The sequence below is a fragment of the Propylenella binzhouense genome, assembly GCF_009866965.1.
GTDB lineage: Bacteria > Pseudomonadota > Alphaproteobacteria > Rhizobiales > Afifellaceae > Propylenella > Propylenella binzhouense.
Map to the genome: position 1 here is coordinate 1 of NZ_SPKJ01000064.1, position 24,898 is coordinate 24,898.

The following is a 24,898-nucleotide window of genomic DNA, read 5'->3' on the forward strand; positions in this document are numbered from 1 at the left end:
CGCGGCAGGCTGCCGCGCCGGCCGGCGCGGCGGACGGCGCGGCGGGCGCCGCCGGCCAATAGCATCCACGCACTACCAGGAGGACATCGGAACCATGGCCCAGATCGTGCTCGGAGTCGGCGCATCGCACAGCCCGCTCCTCAACAGTCCGGCAGAAGACTATCCGAAGCACGCCGAGATCGACGCTTCCGGGCGCAAGCTCCTCGACAGGAACGGCCGCGCCGTGACCTATGGCGAGCTCCTGGAGCGCGCCGATCCCGCCATCCGGGATCAGATCAGGCACGAGGTGCTGGAGGAGCGGACGGCCGCCTGCACGGCCAATATCGAGCGGCTCGACCGCGACATCCGCGACGCCGAGCTCGACGCTTTGATCATCATCGGCGACGACCAGAACGAGCAGTACGGCGACGACAACATGCCGGCGATCCTGGTCTATCGCGGCAGGACGATCGTGAACAATCCGCTGATGATGGGCGAGGACGCGCCGGAATTCTGGCGGCACGCCCGCTCGCAGTACCACGTGAAGGGCGATTCGATCGAATATCCGGTCGCGCACGAGCTCGCCGCCCACCTGATCGACACGCTCATGGACGACGCCTTCGACATCGCGCAGGCGACGCGCCTCGCCAAGCCGCACGGCGAGGGCCACGCCTTCGGCTATGTCCACCAACGCCTGATGACGGAGAAGGTGGTGCCGATCGTCCCGGTCGCGCTCAACACCTACTTCCCGCCCAACCAGCCGCGGCCCCGGCGCTGCTACGAGCTCGGCCGCGCGATCGCGAAGGCGGTGCAAAGCTTCGAGGGCGACGCCCGCGTCGGCATCCTCGGATCGGGCGGCCTCAGCCATTTCGCCGTCGACGAGGAACTCGACCGCATGGTGCTCGACGCCTGCCGGACGAAGGACGGCGAGGCGCTCTCCACGATCGACCCGGCGCGGCTCAATTCGGGGACCTCCGAGGTGCGCAACTGGATCACGGTCGCCGGCGCGTGCGAGCATCTCGACACCGCCTGGCAGGAATACATCCCCTGCTACCGCTCGCCGGCCGGCACCGGCTGCGGCATGGGCTTCGCGGTCTGGCGCTGACCACACCGCACGACGAAGCGGGCGGCCCGCCCGACGGGCGGTCCGACAACCGAAAAGAGGGAGGAATTGGAATGCTGAAGCTGATCGGGGCCGCCTTCGCGGCGGCGCTTACCGCCGGGCTCGCCCAGGCCCAGACCGTCGGCATCGCCGTCGGCAATCCGGGCTCGCTCTACCACAATGCCGGCACCGCGATCGCCAAGGTCGCCAACGAGGCCGGCATGAAGGTCACCATCCAGCCGATGACCTCGCCGACCCAGTACATCCCGGTGGTGAATGCCGGCGATGTCGAGTTCGGGCTCGGCAATCTCCAGGAGGTGCGGGAGGGCGTCCTCGGCGAGAGCTATTTCAAGGGCCGGCCCAACGAGCACCTGAAGGCGGTCTCGGTTCTGTTCCCGCTGAAGAACGGATTGTGGGTGCGCAAGGACAGCGACATCAAGTCGGTCGCGGACCTGAAGGGCAGGCGCGTCGCGGCCGGCTACACCGCGCAGAAGACGCTGCAGCAGGTGCTGCTCGGCGTGCTCGCGACCGGCGGCCTGACGCTCGACGACATCGAGGCCGTCCCCGTGCCGACCGTCGTCGCCGGGGCGGAAGCCTTCATGGCGGGCGAGGTGGACGCCTTCATCTTCGCCGTCGGCTCGAGCAAGGTGCGCGAGGTCGAGGCCTCGGTCGGCGGCATCCGCGGCGTCACCATCGCGGACACGCCGGAGAATGTGAAGGCCATGCGCGAATTCTTCCCGGCCGCCTATCTCTACCAGCAGGAGCCGGGGCCGGGCGCGCCGGGCATCGACGGCCCGACCAACGTGCTCACCTATCCGGCGCTGATCTTCGCCTCCGACCAGACCCCGGAGGACCTCGTCTACGAGATGACGAAGGTCCTTCACGACAACAAGAAGGGGATGGCCGAGGTGTTCGTGAACTTCAAAGAGTTCGAGCAGAAGGAGATGGTCGCCGATCTTGCGCCGCTCTCCTATCATCCCGGTGCCATCAAGTACTACAAGGAGCAGGGCCTCTGGAAGGAGTGAGGCGCGCGCCTCCCCTTCGGGCTTGGGCGAGCGGATGGCGGGCCCGCTTTGCAGGCGGCCCGCTTGCCCGCTTGTCCGCTTGTCCGCGGACCGGGCCCACGATGGATCGGCCCGGCCCCGCTCCCTGATGATCGCAACGGCAGCTGAGGCGACGTGATGCCCGTGGAAAGTTCGCAGAGGGTCCTGTCAGGCCGCGTTGCCGGCTTCCTCGCGGTCGTGCTCGTCCTTCTTTCGGCGGCGTGGTCGCTCACCGTGCCGCGCATGCTGGGCCTCGCCTTCTATGCCGAGCAATATATCGCGATCATCCTCGGGCTCTCGCTCGCGGTCGCGTTCCTGACGCTTCCGGCCGATCGCCGCGCCAAGCGGAGCCGCGTGCCCTGGTACGATGCCGTCGCCGCGGCCCTGGCGCTCGCGGTCGGCATCTACATGGGGGTGTCCTATCCGGACCTCGTGAACCTCATCCTGATGCGCCCGCCGGAGGTCTTCATTCCGGGGGCGATCCTGCTCGTGCTCCTCCTCGAGGCGACGCGGCGGGCGACGGGCTGGGCGCTCGTCCTCATCGTCCTCGTCTTCGTCGCCTACGGCCTGTTCGGAAACTACGTGCCGGGCCGGCTCGCCGGCCGCGCCCAGAGCGTGGAGAAGCTCGCCTCCTATCTCGCCTTCGATTCGAACGGGATCCTCGGCACGCCGCTTGCGATCGCCGCCACCGTGGTGATCGCCTTCATCCTGTTCGGCAACCTCCTCACCGCGACCGGCGGCTCGAAATTCTTCACCGACACCGCGCTCCTCGGCATGGGCCGGTTCCGCGGCGGGTCGGTGAAGATCGCCGTCGTCGCCTCGGCCCTGTTCGGCTCGATTTCCGGCAGCGCGGTCGCGAACGTGGTGGCGACCGGCGTCATCACGATCCCGATGATCAAGCGCGACGGCTTTCCGGCCCACAAGGCGGGCGCGGTCGAGGCGGTCGCCTCGACCGGCGGGCAGCTGCTGCCCCCCGTCATGGGCGCCGCCGCCTTCCTGATGGCCGAGTTCCTGCAGATGTCCTATGCCAGCGTGGCGCTCGCCGCGCTGGTGCCGGCGCTCCTCTATTATCTCGCTTTGTTCATCCAGGCCGACCTCGAGGCCGGCCGCATGGGGATCGCGCCCGTCCCCGCCTCCGAGATCCCGCCGGCGCGCTCGGTCCTGACCGGGTGGCACTTCCCGCTCGGCTTCGCGGTGCTGATCGCGCTCCTCTTCTCCTACAACTGGCTGCCGGAGCGGGCCGCCTATCTCGCCTGCCTCGCGATCGTGGCGACCGGCCTCGTGCTCGGTTATCAGGGCCGGCGCCCGAGCCTCCGGCAGATCGGCAACGCCTTCGTCCAGACCGGATTCGGCGTGGTCGAGATCGTGCTGATCTCGGCCTCCGCCGGCATCGTGATCGGCATTCTCGCCGTCACCGGGCTGAGCTTCAACCTGACCTACGCGCTGGTCCAGATCGGCGGCGGCAACCTCTTCCTGCTGCTCTTCCTCTCGGCGGTGGTCAGCATCATCCTCGGCATGGGGCTGCCGACGCTCGGCGTCTACGTGCTCCTGGCGGCGCTGGTCGCGCCGGCCATGGTCGAGGTCGGCGTCAACCAGGTCGCGGCCCATCTCTACGTCATGTATTTCGGCATGATGTCCATGATCACGCCGCCGGTGGCGGTGGCGGCCTTCGCGGCCGCCGCGATCGCCGGCGCCGACGCGATGCGGACCGGCTTCGCCGCGGTGAAATTCGGCTGGACCGCCTTCATCATCCCGGTCCTCTTCGTGTTCTCGCCGAGCCTGCTCCTGATCGGCCCGACCCAGGACGTGGTGAGCGCGGTCACGACCGCCGTCATTGGCGTCTGGCTCGTCTCGATCGGCATGGCCGGCTTCCTGTTCCGGTCCCTCGGCCCCGCGCTCCGCGCACTCTTCATCGCGGCGGGGATCCTGAGCCTCATTCCGTCCACGATGTTTCCGGGCGCCGTCTGGACGGACGTGATCGGGGTCGGCCTCGGCTTCCTGCTCCTCGCGCGCGAATATGCGGGAGGGCGCGGGGAGCGCCCGGCGCAGGCCGGGGCGGGCGCCAAGTGAACCGCAAAGGCCGGACCGTCCGCCGCGCCGGGGTCGGCAAGGCCGGCCGGCAAGACCTGAGGGAGGATGAAGGATGAGACTGCTCAATTCGATCTGTGCCGCGGGCCTCGCCCTTGCGGTCGCCATCGCCCCGGCCGCCGCGGGCGCCGCCGAGCGGATCGCGATCGGCACCGGGGGCACCGGCGGCCTGTTCTACGTGATCGGCGCCGGCATGGCCGACATCCTGAACAAGTACATGGAGGGCGCGACCGCCCGGGCGGAGGTGACCGGCGCCTCGGTGGAGAACATCCGCCGGGTCGCGGCCGACCAGATGACCTTCGGCTTCTCGTCCTCCTCGACGCTCTTCGAGGCGAAGAACGGCGAGGGCGCTTTCAAGGAGAAGCTGCCCGTCGCCGCCATGGCCTATCTCTATCCCGCCGTGCTGCAGATCGCGACGACCGCCGATTCCGGCATCGAGACGATGAAGGACCTCGCCGGCAAGCGCATCAATCTCGGTCCGCCGGGCAGCAATTCGGCCGTCCTGGCGCAGCGTCTCCTCGCCGCCTACGACGTCTTCGACGCCTCGAACGCGCAGTTCCTCTCCTACACGGAAGGGACAAACGCGCTGATGAACGGCACGATCGACGCGACCGTCGTGCTCGCCGGGGCCCCGACCGCCGCGCTGATCGACCTCGCCGCCCAGCGGAAGATGCGCCTCGTCTCCATCGATCCGGACCAGATCGCGCCGCTCCTGAAGAACTACCCCTTCTACCAGGCCTACGAGATCGCGGCCGGCACCTATAGCGGCCAGGACGAGCCGGTGACGGTCATCAACGATCCGGCGACGATCTTCACGAAGGCGGACGCCCCCGACGACCTGATCTACCAGATCACCAAGACGATCTTCTCGCACCTGCCGGAACTCGGGGAGGTCCATCCCCAGGCCAAGGCGATCACGCGCGAGACCGCGACGCGGACCCCGATCGATCTCCACCCGGGCGCGAAGCGCTACTTCGACGAGGCGGGCGCGAAGTGATCCGGGTGCCGCGCTTCGCCGTGCCGGACCGTCTCCGGCTGGCCGACAGCGCGGCCAAGGGGGGAGAGGCGCTCGTCCTCTCCCTCGCCTTCACGCTCCTCGCCGCGGCAACCACGGGGCTCGTGATCTACGGCGCCTATTTCGGCACGATCACGGCGCTCGTGCTGCGCTCGCTCTTCTTCTCGGGGGTCGCGGCGGCGGGCCTGCTGTGGGTCGCGCGGCGCTTCCGCTCGCCGGCGCTGCGGGCGCTCTTCTATGTCCTCGCGGCCGTCGCGCTGGTGCCCGGCCCCTACCTGCAGCACATCTATTTCGATCTCGTCATGAGCGGCGGCATGTCCGGACCGTTCGACCGGCTGATCTTCGTCGGGCTTCTCCTCGTCGTGCTGGTGCTCGTGCGCCTGATCGTCGGGTGGCCCCTCGTTCTCCTCGTCCTCGTCGCGCTCGCCTATGCCTGGTTCGGCGACGCGATCCCGGGCAAATACGGCCATGGCGGCTACGACCTCGCCCGCCTCACCTCGACGCTGATGCTGAGCACCGAGGGCGTCTACGGCCTGCCGATGGGCGTCGCGGTCGAATACATCTTCCTCTTCGCCCTGCTCGGCACCTTCCTCATGCGCATCGGCACGGGCGAGGTCTTCGTCGACATCGCGCGCGGCCTGACGGGCCGGGTGCAGGGCGGTCCCGGGCTCTCCGCGGCCGTCTCGAGCACGCTTCTCGGCACGATCAACGGCAGCGCGGTCGCCAATGTGGTCACGACCGGCACCTTCACGATCCCGCTCATGAAGCGCGTCGGCTATTCGGCCGTCCTCGCCGGCGCGATCGAGGCCGCCGCCTCCTCGGCCGGCCAGATCCTGCCGCCGATCATGGGCGCCGCCGCGTTCCTGATGGCGGAGATCCTCGGCGTTCCCTACGGCCAGATCGCCGTCGCCGCGCTGGCGCCCGGCCTCCTCTACGTGCTCGCCCTCATCGTCGCCGTCCGGCTCGAGGCGGGGCGGCTCGATCTGGCGCGCGACGAAGGCGGCGGCTTCGGCCTGCTCCGCGACGCGCTCGTGAAGCGCGGCTACCTGCTGCTGCCGCTCATCGGCCTCATCGTGCTCCTGGTGCTCGGCTACACGCCGACGCGGGCGGCCGTGCTCTGCCTGGTCTTCGGGCTCCTCATCATGCCCTGGCGCAGAAGCACCCGGCTCGGCCCGACCGGGCTCGTCGAGGTCTGCTGCGAGACGATGGTGTCCGTGCTCCCGATCGTGGCGGCCGTGGCCGCGGCGGGCGTCGTGATCGGGGTGCTCAACCTCACCGGCATGGGGCTCATGCTCTCCGGCCTGATCCTCGAACTCGGCGGCCAGAACCTCTGGCTGACGCTGCTCCTGACCGCGCTCGCCTCCTTCGTGCTCGGCATGGGGCTGCCCACCTCGGCCGCCTATCTGCTCCTCGCCGTGCTCGTCGCGCCGGCCCTCGTCCGGATGGGCCTGCCGGCCATCGTCGCCCACATGTTCATCTTCTATTACGGGCTCGTCTCCGCGATCACGCCGCCGGTCGCGCTCGCGGCCTATGCCGCCGCCAGCATTTCCGGCGCGGACGCCAACAGGACCGCCGTCGAGGCCGTCCGGCTCGGCTTCGCGAAGCTCCTGGTGCCGTTCCTCTTCGTCACCATGCCGGGCCTGCTGATGATCGGGTCGGGGCTCGAGATCGGGCTTTCGATCCTCTTCGCCGCGACCGGCGTCGCGGCCATCAGCGTCGCCTTCGCCGGCTGGTGCGGGCGGCCGCTCGCCGCGTCCGAGCGGATCCTCATCTTCGTCGCGGCGCTCCTGGTGCTCGCGCCGGTGCCGGTCGCCGCCCCGGTGCTCGCGAACGTTCTTCCCCGCGCGGCCGGCCTCGTGCTCCTCGGCATCGTCGTCGGACGCGCGCTCGGCTCCGGCCGGGAGCGGAACCGCCCGAACCGCATGTCCCGCAATCCCAAGAAGAAGGTGGCCTGATGCCCGACGCCTACCAGCCCTTCCACCCCAATCCCAGGAAGCCGGCGGCGACGCTGCCGCCGGGGGCATGCGACGCGCATTGCCACGTGTTCGGGCCGGCGGCCCGCTTTCCCTTTGCCGAAGGCCGCACCTACACGCCGGTCGATGCGCCCAAGGAGAGGCTCTTCGCGCTGCACCGGCATCTCGGGATCAGCCGTTCGGTGATCGTCCAGGCGAGCTGCCACGGCACCGACAATTCCGCCGCGCTCGACGCCATCGCCGCCGGCAACGGCAATTATCGCGGGATCGCGATGGTGGAGCGGACCATCGGCACGGACGCGATCCGCGCGCTCGACGAGGGAGGCATGCGCGGCGTCCGGTTCAATTTCGTCGCGCATCTCGGCGAGGCGGCGGATCTCGACGCCGTCCACGAGATCGTCGAGAAGATCGCGCCGTTCGGCTGGCATGCCGTCATCCATTTCGACGCGGCGCGGCTTGAAGGGCTCGCCCCGATCCTGAAGGAGATCCCGGTCACCATGGTGATCGACCACATGGGCCGCGTCGATGCCGGGGCGGGGCTCGACCAGCCGGCCTTCCGGCTGCTGCTCGAACTCCTCGAGGACGAGAAGTTCTGGGTGAAGGTGTGCGGCTCGGAGCGCATCTCGCGCGCCGGTCCGCCCTACCGCGACGCGGTCCCGTTCGGGCGGACGCTCGTCGAGCGCTTCCCGGACCGCGTGCTCTGGGGCACCGACTGGCCGCATCCGAACCTCAGGCACATGGCCGACGACGGCGACCTCGTCGATCTCGTGCCGCTGATGGCGCCGACGGACGACCTCATGCAGCGCCTTCTCGTCGACAACCCGACCAGACTCTATTGGACCGAAGGGAAGAGATCCTAATGCCGACAGCACTCGTCATCAGCGCGCATGCCGCCGATTTCGTCTGGCGCTGCGGAGGCGCGATCGCGCTGCACGCCGCGAAGGGATACGACGTGACCGTCGTCTGCCTCTCATTCGGCGAGCGGGGCGAGAGCGCGAAGCTCTGGAAGGAGCCCGGAATGACGCTCGAGCGGGTGAAGGCCGCCCGCCGCGCCGAAGCGGAGAAGGCGGCGGAGAAGCTCGGCGTCCGCGACCTCGTCTGCTTCGATCTCGGCGATTATCCGCTCCGCCTCACCGACGAGGACAAGGACCGCCTCGTCGACGTCATCCGCGCCGTGCAGCCGGCCTTCATGATGAGCCATTCGCAGTACGACCCCTACAACACGGACCACATGTACGCGACCGAGGTGGCGCTCGAGTGCCGCATGATCGCGCAGGCCTGGGGCCACAAGCCGGGCGAGAAGGTGCTCGGCGCGCCGCAGCTCTACCTGTTCGAGCCGCACCAGACCGAGCAGATGGGCTGGAAGCCCGACGTCTTCCTCGACATCACGTCGGTCTGGGATCGCAAGCGCGCCGCGATCGAGTGCATGGAAGGGCAGGAGCACCTCTGGGAGTTCTACACCCGGGTCGCGCAGAACCGCGCCAACCACTTCATGCGCAATTCCGGCGGACAATCGGGCGGCCGGCCGGCGAAATACGCGGAAGGGTTCCAGTCGGTCTTCCCGCGCACGGTGGACGAACTCTGATGAGCGGCGCGCGCGGCACGCCCTGCATGTGGATGCGGGGCGGCACCTCGAAGGGCGGCTATTTCCTCGCCGAAGACCTGCCGCCGGAGACGGCGGAACGGGACCGGCTGCTCCTGCGCATCATGGGCTCGCCCGATCCGCGCCAGATCGACGGGATGGGCGGAGCCGATCCGCTCACCTCGAAGGTCGCGGTGGTGAGGAAGTCGGCTCGCCCGGGCGTCGACGTCGACTACCTCTTCCTGCAGGTCTTCGTCGACCAGCCGATCGTCACCGATGCGCAGAACTGCGGCAACATCCTCGCCGGCGTCGGTCCCTTCGCGATCGAGCGGGGCCTCGTCCCGGCGGCCGGCGAGACGACCGACGTCGCGATCTTCATGGAAAACACCGGGCAGGTGGCGGTCGCGACCGTCGAGACGCCCGGCGGCGCGCCGCGCTATGACGGCGAGGCGAGGATCGACGGCGTGCCCGGCGGCGCCGCGCCGGTCCCGATCGCCTTCAAGGACACGGCCGGGTCGTCCTGCGGCGCGCTGCTGCCCACGGGGAACGCGGTGGACGTGGTCGAGGGGATCGCGGTCACGATGATCGACAACGGCATGCCCTGCGTCGTCATGCGCGCCGCGGATCTCGGCATCGCCGGCGACGAGGCGCCGAAGGCGCTCGAGGCGGATGCCGCGCTCCGCGCGAAGCTCGAGGCGATCCGGCTCGCCGCCGGCCCGCTCATGAATCTCGGCGACGTGAAGGAGAAGTCGGTCCCGAAGATGACGATGGTCTCGGCGCCCAAGGCAGGCGGCGCGATCGCCACCCGCACCTTCATCCCGCACCGCTGCCATTCGACCATCGGCGTGCTCGGCGCCGTCAGCGTCGCGACCGCCTGCCTGCTGCCGGAGAGCCCGGCAGCCGGCCTCGCCGTCATCCCCGAGGGCCGGCGGAAGTCGCTCTCCGTCGAGCATCCGACCGGCGAGATGACGGTGGTCGTCGATCTCGACGAAGCCGGCGGCGTGGAGCGCGCGGCGATTCTCCGGACTGCCCGCAAGCTCTTCGACGGCACGGCCTATGGCTGACCTGGGCGAGGGGCGACCGTGCCGGGCAACACGCGATCCGGATCAACGATCAGTTCCGCATCTGCTTCCGATGGGTTGAAGGCCATGCCGAAAACGTCGAGATCGTCGACTATCACTGAGCCGGGGAGCGCCTCTGCCGGCTTTGGTCCGGCGATCCATCCGGGCGAGATCCTGCGCGAGGACTATCTGGTTCCGCTGCGGCTGACGCCCTATGCGCTCGCGAAGCGCCTTCGTGTCCCGCGGACGCGGATCGAGCGCCTCGCCGCCGGCCGAACATCGGTCACGGCGGACACGGCTCTCCGCCTCGCCCGCTTCTTCGGGACGACGCCGCAGTTCTGGATGAACATGCAGGCGAGCCACGATCTCGCCGTTGCCGCGGCGGCGACGAAGGAGGAGCTCGAAGCGATCCGCGCGCTGGAACAGGCGGCATAGCGGCCGGAGCGCCGGCCGCCATGCTCAGGCGGCGCCGGCGTCGCGCAGCCGCTGCAGGAGGATCTCCGCCTTGGCCGGCATGTCGACGGGTGCTGCGCCGACGGAGGCGAGCGCATCGGCGACGGCGTTCATGATCGCCGGCAGCGCACCGGTCGTGCCCGCCTCGCCGGCACCCTTGGCGCCGAGCGGCGTGGAGGGGCTCCGGGTCGGCGAGAAGGCGAGCCGGAACGAGGGAACCTCCGCCGCGCGCGGCATCGCGTAGTCGGTGAACGAGCCCGTGATCAGCTGGCCCTCGGTATCGTAGACGCAATGCTCGAGGAAGGTCTGTCCGAGCCCCTGGGTGGCGCCGCCCATCACCTGGCCCTCGACCGCGGCCTCGTTGAGGACGGTGCCGACGTCCTCCACCGCGGCATAGGAGACGATGTCGAGATGGCCGGTCTCCGGGTCGATCTCGACCTCGGCGACATGGCAGCCGCTCGGGAACGTGGCGGCATCGGCGGAGACCTTCTCGAGCGCGTCGAGCGTCGCCTCGCCGCCCCGAACCCGCAGCCGTGCCGCGAGATCGAGGAGCGGCAGCCGGAGGTCGGTCCCGGCGACCGTGAAGGCGCCGTCGACGAACTCGAGATCGGCCTCCGCCACTTCGAGCTCCTCCGCGGCAAGCGTCCGGCCGCGCTGCAGCACGGTCTCGGCGGCGGCCGAGACGGCGGCCCCCGTCATCATCGCCGTGCGCGAGCCGACGCTCGCAGCGCCGCCCGGCGTCGCGTCCGAATCGCCTTCGACGACGACGATCCGCTCGGCCGGGATCTGCAGGATGCGGGCGGCGAGCGCGGAGAGGCTGCGATCGTGGCTCTGGCCGGTCGATTGCGCCGCCGTCCGGATCTCGACCATCCCGTCCGAAGCGAAGCGGATCTCCGCCGCCTCGTTCAGGAGGCCGCCCGCGATCTCCAGGAAGAGGGCGAGGCCGCGGCCCCGGATCATGCCGCGCGCCTCGGCGTCGGCGCGCCTGGCCTCGAACCCCTCCCAGTCCGAGGTCTCGATCCCCTTGGCCAGGAGCGCGGGGAAATCGCCGCTGTCGTAGAGGTTCCCGAGCGGCATGCGGTAGGGCATCCGCTCCGGCGGCACGAGGTTCCGCCTCCTGAGCTCGACCGGGTCGATGCCGAGCGCACGCGCGCCCTCGTCGACCAGCCGCTCGAGCAGGTAGGAGGCCTCGGGCCGGCCGGCGCCGCGATAGGGGCCGGTCGGGACCGTGTTGGTGAAGACGTTCACGGACCGGACGGCGATCGCCGGGGTGAGATAGGGGCCGGCGAGGCCGGCCGCGTAGTTGCGGGTGTTCACGACGGCGCCGGCCGAGCTCACATAGGCGCCGAGCGCGCCCACGATCTCGGTCCTGAGCGCGAGGAACTTCCCGTCGGCGTCGAGCGCGAGCCAGCCTTCCATGACGCTGTCGCGGCCATGCGTGTCGGTGAGGAAGGTCTCGCTGCGCGTGGCGGTCCACTTCACCGGGGCGCCGGTCTCGCGCGCCGCGAAGAGCAGCATGCCGTATTCCGGGTAGGGCGGTGTCTTCAGGCCGAAGCCGCCGCCGACATCCCCGGTGACGACCCGCAGCCGGTCGCCCGGCGCCTTCAGGATGTCCTGGCAGATCGCGTCGCGAAGCGCCGGGGCGCCCTGCGAGCCGCTATGGAGGGTGTAGCGGCCGGTCGCGGCGTCGAAGGCTCCGATCGCGCTCCGCGGCTCGAGCGGGTTGCCGACGAGACGGGTGTTCACGAGCCGCAGATGGACAACGCGGTGAGCCCTTTCCATCGCCTCCGCGACCGCCGCCTCGTCGCCGGTCCGCCATTCGAAGCTGACATTGCCGGGAGCGTCGGGCCAGATCTGCGCGGCGTCCCGCCCGATCGCCGTCGTCGGGTCGGCGACCGCCGGAAGCGTGTCGAAATCGAGCGCGATCTGGTCGACCGCGTCGGCCGCGGCGTCGCGGGTGCGCGCCACCACCATCGCGACCGCCTCGCCGAGATGGCGCACCCGGTCGCGCGCGAGGAGCGGCCGTTCGGGATTGTGATAGGTCGCGCCCGGCGGCGGCACATGCGAGAACAGGCCGCCGAAGCCCGAGCCTTCGAGGTCCTGCGCCGTGTAGACGGCGACCACGCCCTCCATTTCGCGGGCCGCCTCGACGTCGACCGCCTTCAGCACGCCGTGTGCGAAGGGCGCGCGCATGAACGCGGCATGCAGCTGGCCGGGCAGGTTGACGTCGTCGGTGTAGCGTCCCCGGCCCCGGACGAAGCGCTCGTCGGCGCGCTGGCTCCGGCCCTGGCGCCCCTGATGCGGGGTCCGGCTGTCCGATTCCGTCGGCGCAGGCAGGTCGCTCTCGTCTTCTAGATCCATGCTGTCCTCGGCATCCGATGAAGTGACGGCGGGGCCGGATCGGGCCATGCCGCCGGCCGCGCGCTCGTTGCGAAACGCGTGGGGCAGCATTCCCGACCCGACGAGGAATGTCGTGGTCGCCCGGAGGGACGAAGTCCGCCAGGCCGGGGAACACCTATAGCGGCCGACCGACGCGTGGCAAAGCGAGCCGGCCGCCAAATTCGGGCCGGACCGGCCCGCTCCGGGCCGGCATGGGCTCAATCGAGCCGGACGGTGAAGCGGGTGCCCTGCCGGAGCCGCTCATAGGCGACCGAGCCGCCCAGCTGGCGGCTCAGGCCCTCGACGATCCGGAACCCGAGCGAGCTGAGCCGTCTGCTCTCGAAATCCCCGGGCAGGCCGATCCCGCTGTCCTCGACGCTGATCGTCACGGCCTTCGCGCCATCCTTCGCGAGGACGACGCGGACCACGCCCTCGCCGCTCGGATAGGCGTATTTCAGCGCATTGGTGACGAGCTCGTTCAGAACGAGCGCGATCGGGACGGCCCGGTCCATGCCGATGCGGACCGGGTCCGCCGCGAGCTCGATCCGGATCCCGGCGCGGGCGTTCGCCCGCTCGATGTCGCTGCACAGCTCGCGGAGATAGGCGCCGAGCTCGACGGTCGTGGTATCGACCGTGCTGTACAGGCGCTCGTGCACGGCCGCCACGATCTGGATGCGCGACTGGGCCTCCTGGAAGATCTTCCGCTGCGCCGGGTCGGAGAGGCCCATGCCCTGCAGCGCGAGCATCGAGGAGACCAGCTGCAGGCTGTTCTTCACCCGGTGGTTCACCTCGCGCAGGAGGATCTCCTTCGCGGCGAGCGCGGCGCGGAGCGCCTCGTTCGTCTCCTTGCGCTCCGTCACGTCGAGGACGGTCCCGATCATGCGGACCGGCTTGATGCCGGCCTCGTCGTAGAGCATCTGGCCGCTGCCCTGGATCCAGCGGACGGAACCGTCCGGGCGCCGGACCCGGTGCTCGATCGCGAGCGCGCCGCCGCTCGAAGGGTCCAAGGTGGCGCGGATCCTGTCGAGCACGGCGGCGCGGTCGTCGGGATGCAGCCGGTCGACCCAGATATCGTAGGTCGGGGTCTCCCCGGGCGGTACGCCGAAGATCTCGCACTGCCGCTCCGACCAGATCTTCCTGTTGGTCTGGATCTCCCATTCCCAGATGCCGATGCCGGTCGCCTCGATCGCGAGCGAGAGCCGCCGTCTCTCCACCTCGGCCTCGGCCGTCCGGAAGCTCGCCTCGAGCGCCCGCAGCTCCGTCTCGCGCCGTGCGAGCACCTTCTCGGTGACGTCGATGCCGAGCGTCACGACGCCGCCGGCCGCGGCGCCGTCCTCGAAGAGCGGGATGTGCGCGACGTCGAAATAGCGCCTGTCCGCGGTTGTCGGCGCCTCCAACATGACCTCGCGGGCGAAGGCCGGCTCGGAGGTCCGGAGCACGATGTCGCGTTCCGGCGCGTCGCCGGCCACCACGCCCATCGCGGAGAGATCGGCGACGGTGCGGCCGACCGGGTCGCCGCCGCCGCCGAGGGTCCTCTCGCGATAATAGCGGTTGGCGTAGACGAAGCGGTGCTCGGGCCCGACGGTCACCGAGATCGCGATCGGCAGGACGTCGAGCATGGCGAGCAGGGTCTCGGACCCGAGTCCAGCCTCGCTGTCGGGCGCCTCCAAGCCGCGGAGCTCCCGAATCCACGGCAGCAATGAACCAAGCGGCATCCACGCACCCCGACCCCGATTCCTGTGATGCAGCTACTTAGCCGGTGTGGTCAAGCGGCATGCCCGGCGCGGATCATGCGCGTCCGGCCGCCCCGTGCCAGGCGCGGTCCTGCGCGGCCTCTCAGTCCTCCTCTTCCTCGATCTTTCGCGGCTCCACCGACAGGAAATCGGCTAACGATTGGAGGCCTTCGATGTGGCTGCAGAAGATCTTGATCCCGACCATCAGCGGGACGGCGATGAGCATGCCGACGACGCCCCAGAGCCAGCCCCAGAACGCGACGGCCAGGAAGATCGCCACGGCGTTCATCTCCAGCCGCCGGCCGACGATCATCGGCGTGAGGAACTGGCCCTCGATCGCGGTGCAGAGGAGATAGAGGGCCGGCGGATAGAGCGCCGGCTCGAGCGTCGGGAAGTGCAGGAGCGCGGCCACGGCGACGATCGAGACGCCGGTCAGCGATCCGACATAGGGAATGAAGTTCGCGATCGTCGCGAGCGCGCCCCACAGCGCCGGGTTCGGCATGTTCACGAGCCAGAGGCAGGTGCCGACCGCCACGCCGAGCCCGGAATTGATGGCGGAGATGGTGAGAAGATAGCGCGAGAGCTCGCGCTCGATGTCGTGCGCGATCCGCATCGCCCGCTTCTTGTCCGTGAGCGACGGCATGGTGCGCACGAGCTTCAGGTAGAAGAGATCGCCGGAAGCGAGCAGGAAGAGCAGGAGCACGATCGCGAAGATGCCCTTGGCGACCACATCGACGAAGCCCTCGGCCGCGGCGGAGGCGAGCCCCGGCTGCCTGATGACGACCTCCTGCACGTCGGCGTTCGGATCGGGGTCGCGGGCCTTGGTAAGCTTGTCGACCTGCTCCGAGGCCTGCTCGATCTGCTGAACCGGCTCGCGCAGCGTCCTGAGCTTGTCCTCGAGCCGGTAGCCGATATAGGGCGCCTGCCCCATCCAGTCGCCGACGGGGCCCGACAGCATGTAGGCCCCGAAACCGATCCCGATCACGCCCGCCCCGACGAGGAGCGCCGCCGACAGGAAGGGCGGAATGCCGCGGCGGGCAAGGAAGCGCACGATCGGGCTGAGCACGAGCGCGAACAGGAAGGCGAGCGCGACGGGCAGCACGAAGCCCTTCGCCAGGTAGAAGAGGCCGGCGAGCAGGATGAAGAAGATCCCGATCGTCGCCCAGCGCGGGGCCGCGTGGGGGGTCTCGGCGACGACCTCGACCTGCTCGTGCTCTTCCTGCGGCGCGGGCTGGGCTTGGCTGATAAGTTCGTTCACGCTGCGCCCGTCCTGGCCGGTGGCCATGGGAATGCTCGGCAGAGCATTCGTGTTCCATGAAGCGGCTCAGAGCGTTAAGGGTCCCGCCGCTGCCGCGGGCGCTCCCGCCGCCTCGTGCCGCGGCGGGCCGCGCTCAGCGCGCTCGGGAGCGAGCGGAGGCTCGCGGCGCGGGGCTGATCGTGCCTTTCGGATGCGCGTCTTGCCACACGATTCCGAGGATTGATGGTCCGAAGATTGATGGTCCGAAGATTGATGGCGCGGACGGGCTCGTCGGACCGCCGCCCGAGGATGGGGCGGCCGCCCCAGGTGGCCGACGTCCTGCGGAACACCGGACAGCATGGCGCGCTTGACCCGGGTCCGCAGGCGATCGTCCCGGGGAACGCGATGCCCGACATGGGCATTAGCGACGATCAGGCGCGCGACATGGCCGCCTTTCTCGATACGCTCCGACAGGTCGGGCGTGCGCCGATTTCCTGAAGCGAGCGGCCGGTCCCGCGGCTGCGCAGAGCTACGGCTGAAACGAGATGGATTTCCTGCGCTTCGTCGCCGACACCTTGCCCTTCATGGCCGAGCCCTGGTTCGCGATCGGCTGGTATGCGCTCGGCCTTCTCGGCGCGATCTGGGTGGCCTATGACGGCCTCGCCGTGAACACGCCGCTCAACCCGCCGCTCAAGGCGGTTTGGCCGATCATCGTCCTCTTCTTCTCGGTGATCGGCATCGCGCTCTACTGGATCGCCTCCCGGCCTGCCGATATCGGGCGCTACGAGGGCAAGGCGGCGCTCGAGCGCTTCACCGAATTCTCGCAGCCCGAATGGCGCAAGACCGTCGCGGCGGCGACCCACTGCGTCGGCGGCGACGGGCTCGGCATCATGACGGCGATGGTGGGTGCGCGCCTGATGGGCTTCACCTTCTGGCAGGAGTTCTGGTTCGAGTATCTGGTCGGCTATCTGTTCGGCTGGTTCATCTTTCAGACCTGGGCGATGCGGCTGCACGGAAACGGCTGGCTGATGTCGATCTGGATGGGCGGCCGCGCCGAATTCTTCTCGATGATCACGGTGATGCTCGGCATGGGGCTCGTCATGCGGTTCGTCACGCCGGCCGTCGTCGGCGAGCAGCCGATGCCGGACACCTACGCCTTCTGGACCTTCGGCGCATTGGGGCTTCTCGTCGGCTTCGTGTTCACGCTGCCGATGAACTGGGTTCTGGTCCGGATCGGCTGGAAGCATGGCCAGGGCCGCGACCACATGCTGAAGATGATGGAGGAGAAGCGGCACGGCATGCGGGAGGCGCACGCATGAGATATCCAGCATCCGCCCTTCTTCTGGCGGCCCTCCTGGCGCAGCCCGCCGGCGCCCAGCCGGCCGGACCCGGCGGCGTGGCGGACAAGGTCGCCGCGGTTCAGCGCGGGCTCGCCGGGCTCCTCGATCGCGCCGGCGAGGCGCTGCATGCGAACGACCGGTTCGCCGCCACCGAGGCGCTGAACGAAGCCCGCCATCTCGGCTATTTCGCGACCCATGCCTGGGGCGTCCGCGGACAGGCGCGGGATGCCTTCCGCGGCGCGGACGAGAGCGTCCGCGAGGCCAGACACCTCCTCCAGAACGGCCGTCCCGAAGCCGCGGCGGACACGCTCCTCGCCGCCGCCTCGAGCCTCGGCCGCGAGCGGCTCGACCGCACGGCGCAGGATCCGAGCCCCCCGACCGCGCCGGAGCTGCGCGAAATGGCCGGCCGCACGGTGCTTTCGGCGGACGGCAAGGGGCTCGGCGAGGTGAGCGGGGTCGCGGGCGGCGACGGCGGCCTTGCCCTCATGGTCGGCTCCGGCGGGATGCTCGGCTTCGGGGAAGAGACCTGGACCGTTCCGGCCGAGGCCGTGCTGCTCGGCGAGCGCTATGTCGTCGTTGTGGGCGGCGGCCCGGCGAGCTGACCGGCGCAGCCGCGGCGCAGGCGCGTCAGCGGCAGGCGTCGCGGATGCGGCGAGGTTCGCGGCTTAGCCGGAAGGCGTGCCGCCCTTGAGGACGGCCGACCCCGCCGCGAGCACGTCGGCGCCGGCTGCCGCGAGGCGGGGCGCGCGGCTTCCGGCGTGACGCCGCCGGCGACCTCGATCGCGACCGGGCGGCTTTTCTGCCGGGCCGCCCGGAAGCGGGCCCGCGCTCAGCGCCACCAGGCGAGCGGATCGACGCCGAAGAGGGCCTGGTGCAGCCCTGCAAGAAGGAGCGCATAGAAGGCGAGGCCGAGCAGCGCGCCGATGCCGCTCGGGAGCGAGCGGAGGCTCGCGGCGCGGCCGGCGATCACGCCCGCGAACGGGACGACCGAGGTGTTCCGCGCGGCCTCCGTCCAGGCGCGCTCGCCGAGCTTTGCCTGCGCGCGGCGATCCGCGACCGCCATGCCCCGCCAGGCGAAGGCCGCGAAGCCGCCGAAGAGCACGACCGAGACGAGGTCGCCGTTGGCAACGAGATGGGCGGCGGCCCAGAGCAGGAACGCCCAGAGCACCGGATGGCGCGTGACCGCCACCACGCCGCGGATCCGGCCCGCATCGCGCGACCCGCGGAAGCCGACGGAGAGCGGATTGGGTTCCAGGATCGCGGCGCCGAGGAGTGCGGCGGCGAGCGGCATCACGAGGATCGGCACGGCGGCGGTGGCGGGCGAAGGGGGCCAGAGCTCGACATAGGGGGCGCGGGCGGCGGCCGCGATCACCCAGGCGAGGAGCGCCACCGAAAGCGTCGCATAGAGCGCGACATAGAGCGGCCGGCCGAGCCGCGCGACGAGGAAAGCGCGCAGCCCCGTCGCCGCCGGAACGACGTGGGCGAGAAGGAAGATCGCGAGCGCAAGGAGGAAGGCCGTCATGATCCGCACGTCACCACGGCCGGCCGGCCGCGGAAAGCGCTTTCGGGTCGCGGGTCAGGCGCGCGCCGCCTTCTGCGCCTCGCCCGCCCGCGGACGCAGCAGAAGCGGACCGTAGCCGATCGCGAAGAGAAGGAACGAGGCGCTCCAGGCGGCGGCGCCGGCGCCGAGGAGCTGGGGATACCACGCGCCCGCAAAGGGCGCGGCGACGCGCAGGCAGGCGCCGAGCGTCACGAGCACGTAGATCGCCAGGGTCGTCGACCCGGTCTCGATCGGGCGGCCGGTATGCCCGAGCGTGGCGCGCGTCATCACCGCGAGCGTCATGGTCGCGATCGCGCCGGCGGTGAGGGCGTGGAGCGCGGCGCCTGCGGGCACCTCGGAGGGGAAGACGGCGGAAAGCCCGAGCAGGACGAAGGCGATGCCGAGCCAGAGCGCGCCGAGATGCAGGACCAGGACGATACCCGACCGCCACGTCGCAAGGCCCCGCCAGCGGGCGATCCGCACGAGGTGCAGCATGCCGGCAAGGACGAGGAGGAGGCCGGTCGTGCGGGCCTCCGGCGCCGCGATCCAGGCCGCGAGCGCGATGGCGGCGGAGACGAGCGCGAGCCTGTCCAGGATCTCGAAGCCCGCGGGAAGGCGCTCGGCGCCCCGGCGCACGAGCCAGTTGCGCGTGAAGCTCGGCACGATCCGGCCGCCGACCAGCGCGATCAGCATGGCGGCGGTCGCGAGCGCGGCGCGCTCGCCGTAGCCTGCGAGCCAGGGGATCAGCTCGCCGAGATGGTGCAGCGGATTGGCCGCGCCGAACAGGCTGACGAGGATCGCGACCGGCAGGTTCCGGAAGTTCCTGCCGGCCAGGATCTCGCGCCAGACGGAAGCGGCGAGGACGAGCGGGAAGGCGAGATCGACCGCGAGCGCCGAAAGCGGCTGGGGAACGAGGAGAACGGCGGCGCGTCCGGCCGCCCAGAGCGCGACGAGGGCGGCGAGCGGCGGGCCGCTGAGCGGCAGCCGGCCGGTCCAGTTCGGGATCGCGGTGAGCACGAAGCCGGCGATGACGGCGGCGAGATAGCCGAACAGCATCTCGTGGACGTGCCAGGCAAGGCCGGGGAACGGCCCGGCCGGCTCCCGCCCGGTCAGGAACAGGAAGACCCAGGCCGGGACGGCGAGGCCGGCCCAGAGCGCGCCGAGCAGGAAGAAGGGCCGGAATCCGTCGCGCAGGAAGGCGGGACCGGCCCGCCGGCGTCCGCGCCGGTCGATGCTCCGGTCGCCGGCGGCGACCCGGACGCGCGGCACAGAGCGGTCTCCGCTGCGCGCGGCGGGCGGCATCGAAACGGGTTCGGCGATGCTCATGTCGGGCTCCGATCGTGGCGGCTGCGCTGCGGTCGCGCCGCGGCCGGACCGCTTCTCTATCGGCCGCCGGATCGCCGCTCTTTGCGCTGCCGCAATGTGCCGGGCGAATTCCGGGTTAGTGATCTCCGGCGGGCCGCCGGACGGACCGCCCGGAACGCGAGCGCGAGACCCGATGCAGAAACTCGACCGCAGCCTGATCCGCGGCTTCGACCTCTTCGCGGCGATGAACGACGAGGACCTCGACGCCGTGTTGGCGCCGGTCGAGGTGCGCCGGCTCGCGAAGGGCGACGTTGTGTTCGCGCAGGGCGACCCGGCCGACAGCTTCTTCCTCCTCCTGCACGGCCGGCTCAAGGTGGTGCAGGTGACGCCCGACGGCCAGCAGGTCATCGTCCGCTTCGTCGGCCCGGGCGAGGTCTATGGCGTCGCCGTCGCGCTCGGCCGCGCCGATTATCCCGGCACCGTGCGGGCGGCGGCGGAGAGCCTCACGCTTTCCTGGCGGTCGGAGCACTGGCCCGCGCTCGTCTCGCGCCAGCCCCGCCTCGCGCTCAACACGCTCCAGCATGTCGGGGCGCGGCTGCAGGAAGCGCATACCCGCATCCGCGAGATGGCGACCGAGGAGGCCGAGCGCCGCGTCGCCCACACGGTGCTCCGGCTCGCAGAGCAGGCGGGGCGCCCGACCCGCGACGGGATCCTGGTCGACTTCCCGGTGAGCCGGCAGGACATCGCCGAGATGACCGGCACCACGCTCCATACCGTGAGCCGCATCCTGAGCGCGTGGGAGGATCGCGGGCTGGTCGAGGGCGGCCGCCAGCGCATCTTCGTCCGCGCGCCGGACCGGCTCAAGGTGCTGGCGGAGCGGAGCGAGGCCGCCGGCTGACGGCGACGACGCCCGCAGCGCTCGCGCGGCGGCGCGGGACCACGTCGCGCGGGGGTTGATCAGGCGCCTCCGATTTGATGATAATCGTCTTCATCTTCGGGCGCGGTCGGTGCCCGGATCGGAAAGGAACAAGACGTCGGCAGGCGCTCCCGGTCCGGCAGGGGAGAATGGCATGAACTGTCCGTTCTGCAAGACGGAACTGCATCGGGACGCCGTCATCTGCCCCGGATGCGGGGCGCGGAAGGGCTTCACGAGCGCGAACGGCGTCGTCTACGGGCGCGGCGGCACAATCGCCTTCGGCATCGCGCTGCCGCTGGTCCTCGGCCTTGCTCCGCTCCTGATCTTCGGGCCGAACCTCTTCGTGCTCGGCTGGATCGTGATCATGGCCATCCCCGCCGTGTTCTCCTGGCGGCGGCTGAACGGCGGTCCGCGCTGGTTCGTGAAGGCGGCGATCTGAGCCGCGGCGCCGGTCGCTTCCGGCGCCGCCCGGAAGCGGGCCCGCAGGGAGCTACTTCCTCGCAAGCCGCTCGCGCATCGCGAGCGTCCGGAGCCTCAGCGCGTTGAGGCGGATGAAGCCCGCCGCGTCCCGCTGGTCGTAGGCCCCCCGGTCGTCCTCGAAGGTGACGAGCGCGTCGCTATAGAGCGAATCCGGGCTCTCGCGGCCGATCACGGTGACATTGCCCTTGTAGAGCTTGAGGCGGACCGTGCCGTCGACCCGCTCCTGGCTCCTGTCCGCCATCGCCTGGATCATCTCGCGCTCGGGCGCGAACCAGAAGCCGTTATAGACGAGCTCCGCGTAGCGCGGCATCAGCTCGTCCTTGAGATGCGCCGCGCCGCGGTCGAGCGTGATCGATTCGATCGCCCGGTGCGCATGATGGAGGATGGTGCCGCCCGGCGTCTCGTAGATGCCGCGGCTCTTCATGCCGACGAAGCGGTTCTCGACGAGGTCGACGCGGCCGATCCCGTTGTCGCGGCCGAGCGCGTTGAGGGCGGTGAGCAGCGCCGCCGGGCTCAGCCGCTTGCCGTCGAGCGAGACGGGATCGCCCTTCTCGAACCCGATCTCGATCGTGGTCGCCCGGTCGGGCGCCTCCTCCGGCGAGACGGTGCGCATGAAGACGTAGGGCGGCGGCTCCTTCGCCGGGTCCTCGAGCACCTTCCCCTCCGAGGAGGAGTGGAGGAGGTTCGCGTCGACGGAGAAGGGCGCCTCGCCGCGCTTGTCCTTGGAGACGAGGATCTGGTTCTTCTCGGCGAAATCGATGAGATCGGTGCGGGACTTGAATTCCCATTCGCGCCAGGGCGCGATCACCTTGATGTCCGGGTCGAGGGCATAGGCGGTGAGCTCGAACCGCACCTGGTCGTTGCCCTTGCCGGTCGCGCCGTGGGCGATCGCGTCGGCGCCGGTCTCGTGGGCGATCTCGACGAGCCGCTTGGCGATGAGCGGGCGCGCGATCGAGGTGCCGAGCAGGTAGACGCCCTCGTAGAGCGCGTTCATGCGGAACATCGGGAAGACGAAGTCGCGGACGAACTCCTCGCGGAGATCCTCGATATAGATCTCCCGGATGCCGAGCTGCTCAGCCTTGCGCCGCGCCGGCTCGAGCTCCTCGCCCTGGCCGAGATCGGCCGTGAAGGTCACCACCTCGCACTGATAGGTGATCTGCAGCCATTTCAGGATGATCGAGGTGTCGAGGCCGCCGGAATAGGCGAGCACGACCTTCTTGATGTCACGCGCCATGATCTCAATCCGCGAGGGTCGGGAAGTCGGCCGGCACTATAGTCGGGGCGAGTGGGTGCGCAAGGCGGCGAGGCCGCGCCGGAGCGCGCGGCCGGCGGCTGCGACCCGGTCCTCCGCGCGGCGGTCGAAGGCGGGCGGGAGGCGGACGAGGACGAGCTCGCGAAGGACGACCATCACGACGAGCACGATCGCCCAGGCCGCCAGGATGTCGGAGAGGAAATGCCCGCCCATGGCGAGCCGGGCATAGGAGACGATCGCGGCGAAGAGGAGGGCCGCGGCGAGCGTCGCCCGGCGCCAGCCGCGCGGCACGATGAAGGCGGCCGCCACGACGAAGAAGGCCGACGCCGCCTCGCCCGAGGCGAAGGAGCAATTGGTCGGACAATTGGCGGCGAGCTGCCAGACCCGGGTGAACTCGAGCGTTCCGCCGAATTCCACGATGTCGCGCGGGCGGGCGCGCCCCCAGTGCTCCTTGAAGAGCGCGTTCACGATCAGCCCCGGCCCGATCGCATAGGTGAGGAGCACGAAGAGGGTGGTGCGCGGGCGGACGAGGAGCCGGCTTTCCGGGAAGGCGAGCTTCACGAGGAGCGGCAAGGCGAGGATCGCCGCGAACGCGATCTCCACGGCCCTCCCGAGATCGCGGATCGCCTGCAGCCCGCGCGCCGCGCCGGGAAAGCCGGTCCCTTCCGCGTAGAACAGGCGGGAGGCGGCGAGGTCGAGGGCGGGGACGACCAGAAACGGCAGGGCGACCAGCACGAGAAGGAGAAGCGCGGCCAGAACCGGATGCGCCCGGATCCGCTCCGCGGCGCGGGCGGCTTGGCTCGGCAGGCGCCGGTGCGGGCGTCGGGCGGTCATGGCGGGTGCTTAGCGGCGGAAGCAGGCGGAGGCCAGAGGTGCCGGGGCGGGCACCCCGCTCAGAACGGCGTGCGGCTCCGCATGGCGGCGGCGAGCGTGCCGTCGTCGAGATAGTCGAGCTCGCCGCCGACGGGGACGCCATGGGCGAGGCGGGTGACGCGCGCCGCCGTCCCGGCCAGCTGGTCGGTGATGTAATGGGCCGTCGTCTGGCCTTCGACCGTGGCATTCACGGCGAGGATCACCTCGTCGATGCCGCCTGCCGCCACGCGCGCCACGAGCGGCGCGATCGAGAGGTCGTCGGGGCCGATCCCGTCGAGCGGCGAGAGCGTGCCGCCGAGCACGTGATAGCGCCCGCGCGTCGCGCCGGCGCGCTCGAGCGCCCAGAGGTCGCCGACATCCTCCACGACGACCAGCGTCGCCGGGTCGCGGCGCGGATCGGTGCAGACGGAGCAGGGGTCGCGCGTGTCGACATTGCCGCACACGGAGCAGACCTTCACCGCGGCGGCCGCCTCGGCGGTCGCGCGCGCGAGCGGCTCGAGCAGGCTCTCGCGCCGCTTCATCAGGTGGAGCGCGGCGCGGCGGGCGGAACGCGGCCCGAGCCCGGGCAGGCGTGCGAGAAGCTGGATGAGCCGCTCGATCTCCGGCCCGATTGTGCTGGTCTTCATGGACGGACGGCGGACGACCTCAGAACGGCAGCTTCAGGCCGGCCGGCAGCGAAAGGCCGGAGGTGAGCTCCGCCATCTTCGCCTCCGCCGCGCGGTCCGCCTTGGCGCGCGCGTCCGCGGCCGCCGCGACGATCAGGTCCTCGAGCACCTCGACCTCGTCCTCCCTGGCGAGGGAGGGATCGATCTTCACCGCCTTCAGCACGCCCTTGCCGTCCACGGTGACGGTGACGAGGCCGCCGCCCGCGGAGCCGGCGATCTCCATCTCGGCGATCTGCTCCTGGAGCGCGCCGACCTTCTCCTGCAGCTCCTTGGCCTGCTTCAGCATGCCCATGATGTCTTTCATCCGGAATCCTCCTCAATCCTCGTCCGCGTCGTCCGCCTCGCCCGGTTCGGGGCCCGGCGCCGGCAGGTCGGGCGCGGCGGACGGCCGCTCGCGCACCGCCACGATCTCCGCGCCGGGGAACCGCCTGAGCGCGGCGATCACCAGCGGGTCCTGCTCCACCTCCGCGCGGAGATCCGTGTCCCGGCGCATCCGCGCCTCGTGGATGGTCGCGACGCCGGGGTCCTGGCCGACGATCACCACCCAGCGCGTGCCGGTCCAGTCGCGGAGGAGCGAGGAGAGCCGCTGCGGCAGGTCGCGCTCGGCGTCCGCGGTGAGCGCGATCTCCAGCCGGCCGGGCTCCAGCCTGACCGGCCGCACGTGGCGCTCGAGCGCGTAGACGAGGAGGCGGTCGCGTTCGGCCTGCGCCCGCGCCACGATGTCCTCGAAGCGCGCGAAGCCGGTGCCGGCGGCATCCTCGGGCGGAGGGTCGAGACGCGCGCTCGGGACGGCATCCGGCTCGGCCACCCGGCTGAGCGCGGCGGCGCCCGATCCGCCCGAGGGACGGGCGAGCGTCGGGCGCGGCGCCGCTTGCGCGAGCG

General features: G+C 70.7%; 23 protein-coding genes and 1 pseudogene. 14 read left to right on the plus strand and 10 right to left on the minus strand.

The window, feature by feature from the left end:
• From E4O86_RS15970 to E4O86_RS16015, 9 genes are all read left to right on the plus strand, one after another.
• Positions 1–1,084, plus strand: a 1,084-nt coding sequence (locus E4O86_RS15970) for a DODA-type extradiol aromatic ring-opening family dioxygenase (RefSeq protein ID WP_246206443.1), incomplete at its 5' end; no start/stop codon positions are given.
• Positions 1,085–1,155: 71 nt separating this feature from the next.
• Positions 1,156–2,106 (plus strand): TAXI family TRAP transporter solute-binding subunit, encoded by a 951-nt coding sequence (locus tag E4O86_RS15975; RefSeq protein ID WP_161141553.1) that lies wholly within the window; start codon positions 1,156–1,158, stop codon positions 2,104–2,106.
• Positions 2,107–2,262: 156 nt separating this feature from the next.
• Complete coding sequence (locus E4O86_RS15980; protein ID WP_161141554.1) at positions 2,263–4,194, plus strand: TRAP transporter permease; 1,932 nt, start codon at positions 2,263–2,265, stop codon at positions 4,192–4,194.
• A gap of 73 nt (positions 4,195–4,267) precedes the next feature.
• Complete coding sequence (locus tag E4O86_RS15985) at positions 4,268–5,209, plus strand: TAXI family TRAP transporter solute-binding subunit (protein WP_161141555.1); 942 nt, start codon at positions 4,268–4,270, stop codon at positions 5,207–5,209.
• On the plus strand, positions 5,206–7,182 hold the full coding sequence (locus E4O86_RS15990; protein WP_161141556.1) for a TRAP transporter fused permease subunit: 1,977 nt from the start codon (positions 5,206–5,208) through the stop codon (positions 7,180–7,182). Before E4O86_RS15985 ends, E4O86_RS15990 begins: the two co-directional genes overlap by 4 nt.
• The gene (locus E4O86_RS15995) at positions 7,182–8,060 is read left to right on the plus strand and encodes an amidohydrolase family protein (protein WP_161141557.1); all 879 of its coding nucleotides are present in this window, start codon (positions 7,182–7,184) and stop codon (positions 8,058–8,060) included. Before E4O86_RS15990 ends, E4O86_RS15995 begins: the two co-directional genes overlap by 1 nt.
• On the plus strand, positions 8,060–8,785 hold the full coding sequence (locus E4O86_RS16000; protein ID WP_161141558.1) for a PIG-L deacetylase family protein: 726 nt from the start codon (positions 8,060–8,062) through the stop codon (positions 8,783–8,785). The genes E4O86_RS15995 and E4O86_RS16000 overlap by 1 nt, the downstream gene beginning before the upstream one ends.
• Positions 8,785–9,846 carry a 4-oxalomesaconate tautomerase gene (locus E4O86_RS16005; protein ID WP_161141559.1) on the plus strand — a complete coding sequence of 354 codons (1,062 nt, stop codon included), beginning with the start codon at positions 8,785–8,787 and terminating at the stop codon, positions 9,844–9,846. The genes E4O86_RS16000 and E4O86_RS16005 overlap by 1 nt, the downstream gene beginning before the upstream one ends.
• 84 nt (positions 9,847–9,930) lie before the next feature.
• Positions 9,931–10,278: a HigA family addiction module antitoxin gene (locus E4O86_RS16015; protein ID WP_161141560.1), complete on the plus strand. Its 348-nt coding sequence runs from the start codon at positions 9,931–9,933 to the stop codon at positions 10,276–10,278.
• Positions 10,279–10,302: 24 nt separating this feature from the next.
• On the opposite strand, the gene E4O86_RS16020 is transcribed toward E4O86_RS16015, so the two are convergent.
• The 3 genes from E4O86_RS16020 to E4O86_RS16030 form a co-directional block, all read right to left on the minus strand.
• On the minus strand, positions 10,303–12,657 hold the full coding sequence (locus E4O86_RS16020; RefSeq protein ID WP_161141561.1) for a xanthine dehydrogenase family protein molybdopterin-binding subunit: 2,355 nt from the start codon (positions 12,655–12,657) through the stop codon (positions 10,303–10,305).
• Between the two features lie 236 nt (positions 12,658–12,893).
• Positions 12,894–14,345, minus strand: a complete 1,452-nt coding sequence (locus tag E4O86_RS16025) for a sensor histidine kinase (protein ID WP_161141562.1) — start codon at positions 14,343–14,345, stop codon at positions 12,894–12,896.
• 166 nt (positions 14,346–14,511) lie between these two features.
• Complete coding sequence (locus tag E4O86_RS16030) at positions 14,512–15,693, minus strand: AI-2E family transporter (protein WP_161141563.1); 1,182 nt, start codon at positions 15,691–15,693, stop codon at positions 14,512–14,514.
• A 279-nt stretch (positions 15,694–15,972) separates the two neighbouring features.
• Here E4O86_RS16030 and E4O86_RS16035 point away from each other — a divergent pair, with 279 nt between their 5' ends.
• Genes E4O86_RS16035 through E4O86_RS16045 form a run of 3 tightly spaced genes read left to right on the plus strand, consistent with a single transcriptional unit; the run spans position 15,973 to position 17,587 of the window.
• A complete protein-coding gene (locus tag E4O86_RS16035) occupies positions 15,973–16,143 on the plus strand; it encodes a hypothetical protein (protein ID WP_161141564.1) in 171 nt (56 codons plus the stop codon).
• 47 nt (positions 16,144–16,190) lie between these two features.
• Positions 16,191–16,964 carry a DUF4396 domain-containing protein gene (locus tag E4O86_RS16040; protein WP_161141565.1) on the plus strand — a complete coding sequence of 258 codons (774 nt, stop codon included), beginning with the start codon at positions 16,191–16,193 and terminating at the stop codon, positions 16,962–16,964.
• Complete coding sequence (locus tag E4O86_RS16045) at positions 16,961–17,587, plus strand: PRC-barrel domain-containing protein (protein ID WP_161141566.1); 627 nt, start codon at positions 16,961–16,963, stop codon at positions 17,585–17,587. Before E4O86_RS16040 ends, E4O86_RS16045 begins: the two co-directional genes overlap by 4 nt.
• A gap of 227 nt (positions 17,588–17,814) precedes the next feature.
• Here E4O86_RS16045 and E4O86_RS16050 read toward each other — a convergent pair whose 3' ends face one another.
• Positions 17,815–18,507 (minus strand): NnrU family protein, encoded by a 693-nt coding sequence (locus tag E4O86_RS16050; RefSeq protein ID WP_161141567.1) that lies wholly within the window; start codon positions 18,505–18,507, stop codon positions 17,815–17,817.
• Positions 18,508–18,561: 54 nt separating this feature from the next.
• Complete coding sequence (locus E4O86_RS16055) at positions 18,562–19,851, minus strand: NnrS family protein (RefSeq protein WP_246206444.1); 1,290 nt, start codon at positions 19,849–19,851, stop codon at positions 18,562–18,564.
• A 172-nt stretch (positions 19,852–20,023) separates the two neighbouring features.
• On the opposite strand from E4O86_RS16055, the gene E4O86_RS16060 reads away from it, so the two are divergent.
• Positions 20,024–20,728: a Crp/Fnr family transcriptional regulator gene (locus E4O86_RS16060; RefSeq protein ID WP_161141568.1), complete on the plus strand. Its 705-nt coding sequence runs from the start codon at positions 20,024–20,026 to the stop codon at positions 20,726–20,728.
• A 172-nt stretch (positions 20,729–20,900) separates the two neighbouring features.
• On the plus strand, positions 20,901–21,185 hold the full coding sequence (locus E4O86_RS16065) for a DUF2207 domain-containing protein (protein ID WP_161141569.1): 285 nt from the start codon (positions 20,901–20,903) through the stop codon (positions 21,183–21,185).
• Between the two features lie 51 nt (positions 21,186–21,236).
• Here E4O86_RS16065 and E4O86_RS16070 read toward each other — a convergent pair whose 3' ends face one another.
• The 5 genes and pseudogenes from E4O86_RS16070 to E4O86_RS16090 form a co-directional block, all read right to left on the minus strand.
• Positions 21,237–22,460, minus strand: coding sequence for an argininosuccinate synthase (locus E4O86_RS16070; RefSeq protein WP_161141570.1), 1,224 nt, complete (start codon positions 22,458–22,460; stop codon positions 21,237–21,239).
• Positions 22,461–22,496: 36 nt separating this feature from the next.
• Positions 22,497–23,312 carry a phosphatase PAP2 family protein gene (locus tag E4O86_RS16075; RefSeq protein ID WP_161141571.1) on the minus strand — a complete coding sequence of 272 codons (816 nt, stop codon included), beginning with the start codon at positions 23,310–23,312 and terminating at the stop codon, positions 22,497–22,499.
• A 59-nt stretch (positions 23,313–23,371) separates the two neighbouring features.
• Complete coding sequence (gene recR, locus E4O86_RS16080; protein ID WP_161141572.1) at positions 23,372–23,977, minus strand: recombination mediator RecR; 606 nt, start codon at positions 23,975–23,977, stop codon at positions 23,372–23,374.
• Between the two features lie 19 nt (positions 23,978–23,996).
• Positions 23,997–24,320 (minus strand): YbaB/EbfC family nucleoid-associated protein, encoded by a 324-nt coding sequence (locus E4O86_RS16085; RefSeq protein WP_161141573.1) that lies wholly within the window; start codon positions 24,318–24,320, stop codon positions 23,997–23,999.
• Between the two features lie 12 nt (positions 24,321–24,332).
• Positions 24,333–24,898, minus strand: a pseudogene (locus tag E4O86_RS16090) (DNA polymerase III subunit gamma/tau); the annotation flags it as partial.

Excerpts from the sequence above, each read along its gene's own strand:
- E4O86_RS15975 (WP_161141553.1), top strand. The coding sequence starts at position 1,156 with ATGCTGAAGCTGATCGGGGCCGCCTTCGCGGCGGCGCTTACCGCCGGG.
- E4O86_RS15980 (WP_161141554.1), top strand. The coding sequence starts at position 2,263 with ATGCCCGTGGAAAGTTCGCAGAGGGTCCTGTCAGGCCGCGTTGCCGGC.
- E4O86_RS15985 (WP_161141555.1), top strand. The coding sequence starts at position 4,268 with ATGAGACTGCTCAATTCGATCTGTGCCGCGGGCCTCGCCCTTGCGGTC.
- E4O86_RS15995 (WP_161141557.1), top strand. The coding sequence starts at position 7,182 with ATGCCCGACGCCTACCAGCCCTTCCACCCCAATCCCAGGAAGCCGGCG.
- E4O86_RS16000 (WP_161141558.1), top strand. The coding sequence starts at position 8,060 with ATGCCGACAGCACTCGTCATCAGCGCGCATGCCGCCGATTTCGTCTGG.
- E4O86_RS16005 (WP_161141559.1), top strand. The coding sequence starts at position 8,785 with ATGAGCGGCGCGCGCGGCACGCCCTGCATGTGGATGCGGGGCGGCACC.
- E4O86_RS16015 (WP_161141560.1), top strand. The coding sequence starts at position 9,931 with ATGCCGAAAACGTCGAGATCGTCGACTATCACTGAGCCGGGGAGCGCC.
- E4O86_RS16020 (WP_161141561.1), bottom strand. The coding sequence starts at position 12,657 with ATGGATCTAGAAGACGAGAGCGACCTGCCTGCGCCGACGGAATCGGAC.
- E4O86_RS16030 (WP_161141563.1), bottom strand. The coding sequence starts at position 15,693 with ATGGCCACCGGCCAGGACGGGCGCAGCGTGAACGAACTTATCAGCCAA.
- E4O86_RS16040 (WP_161141565.1), top strand. The coding sequence starts at position 16,191 with ATGGATTTCCTGCGCTTCGTCGCCGACACCTTGCCCTTCATGGCCGAG.
- E4O86_RS16045 (WP_161141566.1), top strand. The coding sequence starts at position 16,961 with ATGAGATATCCAGCATCCGCCCTTCTTCTGGCGGCCCTCCTGGCGCAG.
- E4O86_RS16050 (WP_161141567.1), bottom strand. The coding sequence starts at position 18,507 with ATGACGGCCTTCCTCCTTGCGCTCGCGATCTTCCTTCTCGCCCACGTC.
- E4O86_RS16055 (WP_246206444.1), bottom strand. The coding sequence starts at position 19,851 with ATGAGCATCGCCGAACCCGTTTCGATGCCGCCCGCCGCGCGCAGCGGA.
- E4O86_RS16060 (WP_161141568.1), top strand. The coding sequence starts at position 20,024 with ATGCAGAAACTCGACCGCAGCCTGATCCGCGGCTTCGACCTCTTCGCG.
- E4O86_RS16065 (WP_161141569.1), top strand. The coding sequence starts at position 20,901 with ATGAACTGTCCGTTCTGCAAGACGGAACTGCATCGGGACGCCGTCATC.
- E4O86_RS16070 (WP_161141570.1), bottom strand. The coding sequence starts at position 22,460 with ATGGCGCGTGACATCAAGAAGGTCGTGCTCGCCTATTCCGGCGGCCTC.
- E4O86_RS16075 (WP_161141571.1), bottom strand. The coding sequence starts at position 23,312 with ATGACCGCCCGACGCCCGCACCGGCGCCTGCCGAGCCAAGCCGCCCGC.
- recR (WP_161141572.1), bottom strand. The coding sequence starts at position 23,977 with ATGAAGACCAGCACAATCGGGCCGGAGATCGAGCGGCTCATCCAGCTT.
- E4O86_RS16085 (WP_161141573.1), bottom strand. The coding sequence starts at position 24,320 with ATGAAAGACATCATGGGCATGCTGAAGCAGGCCAAGGAGCTGCAGGAG.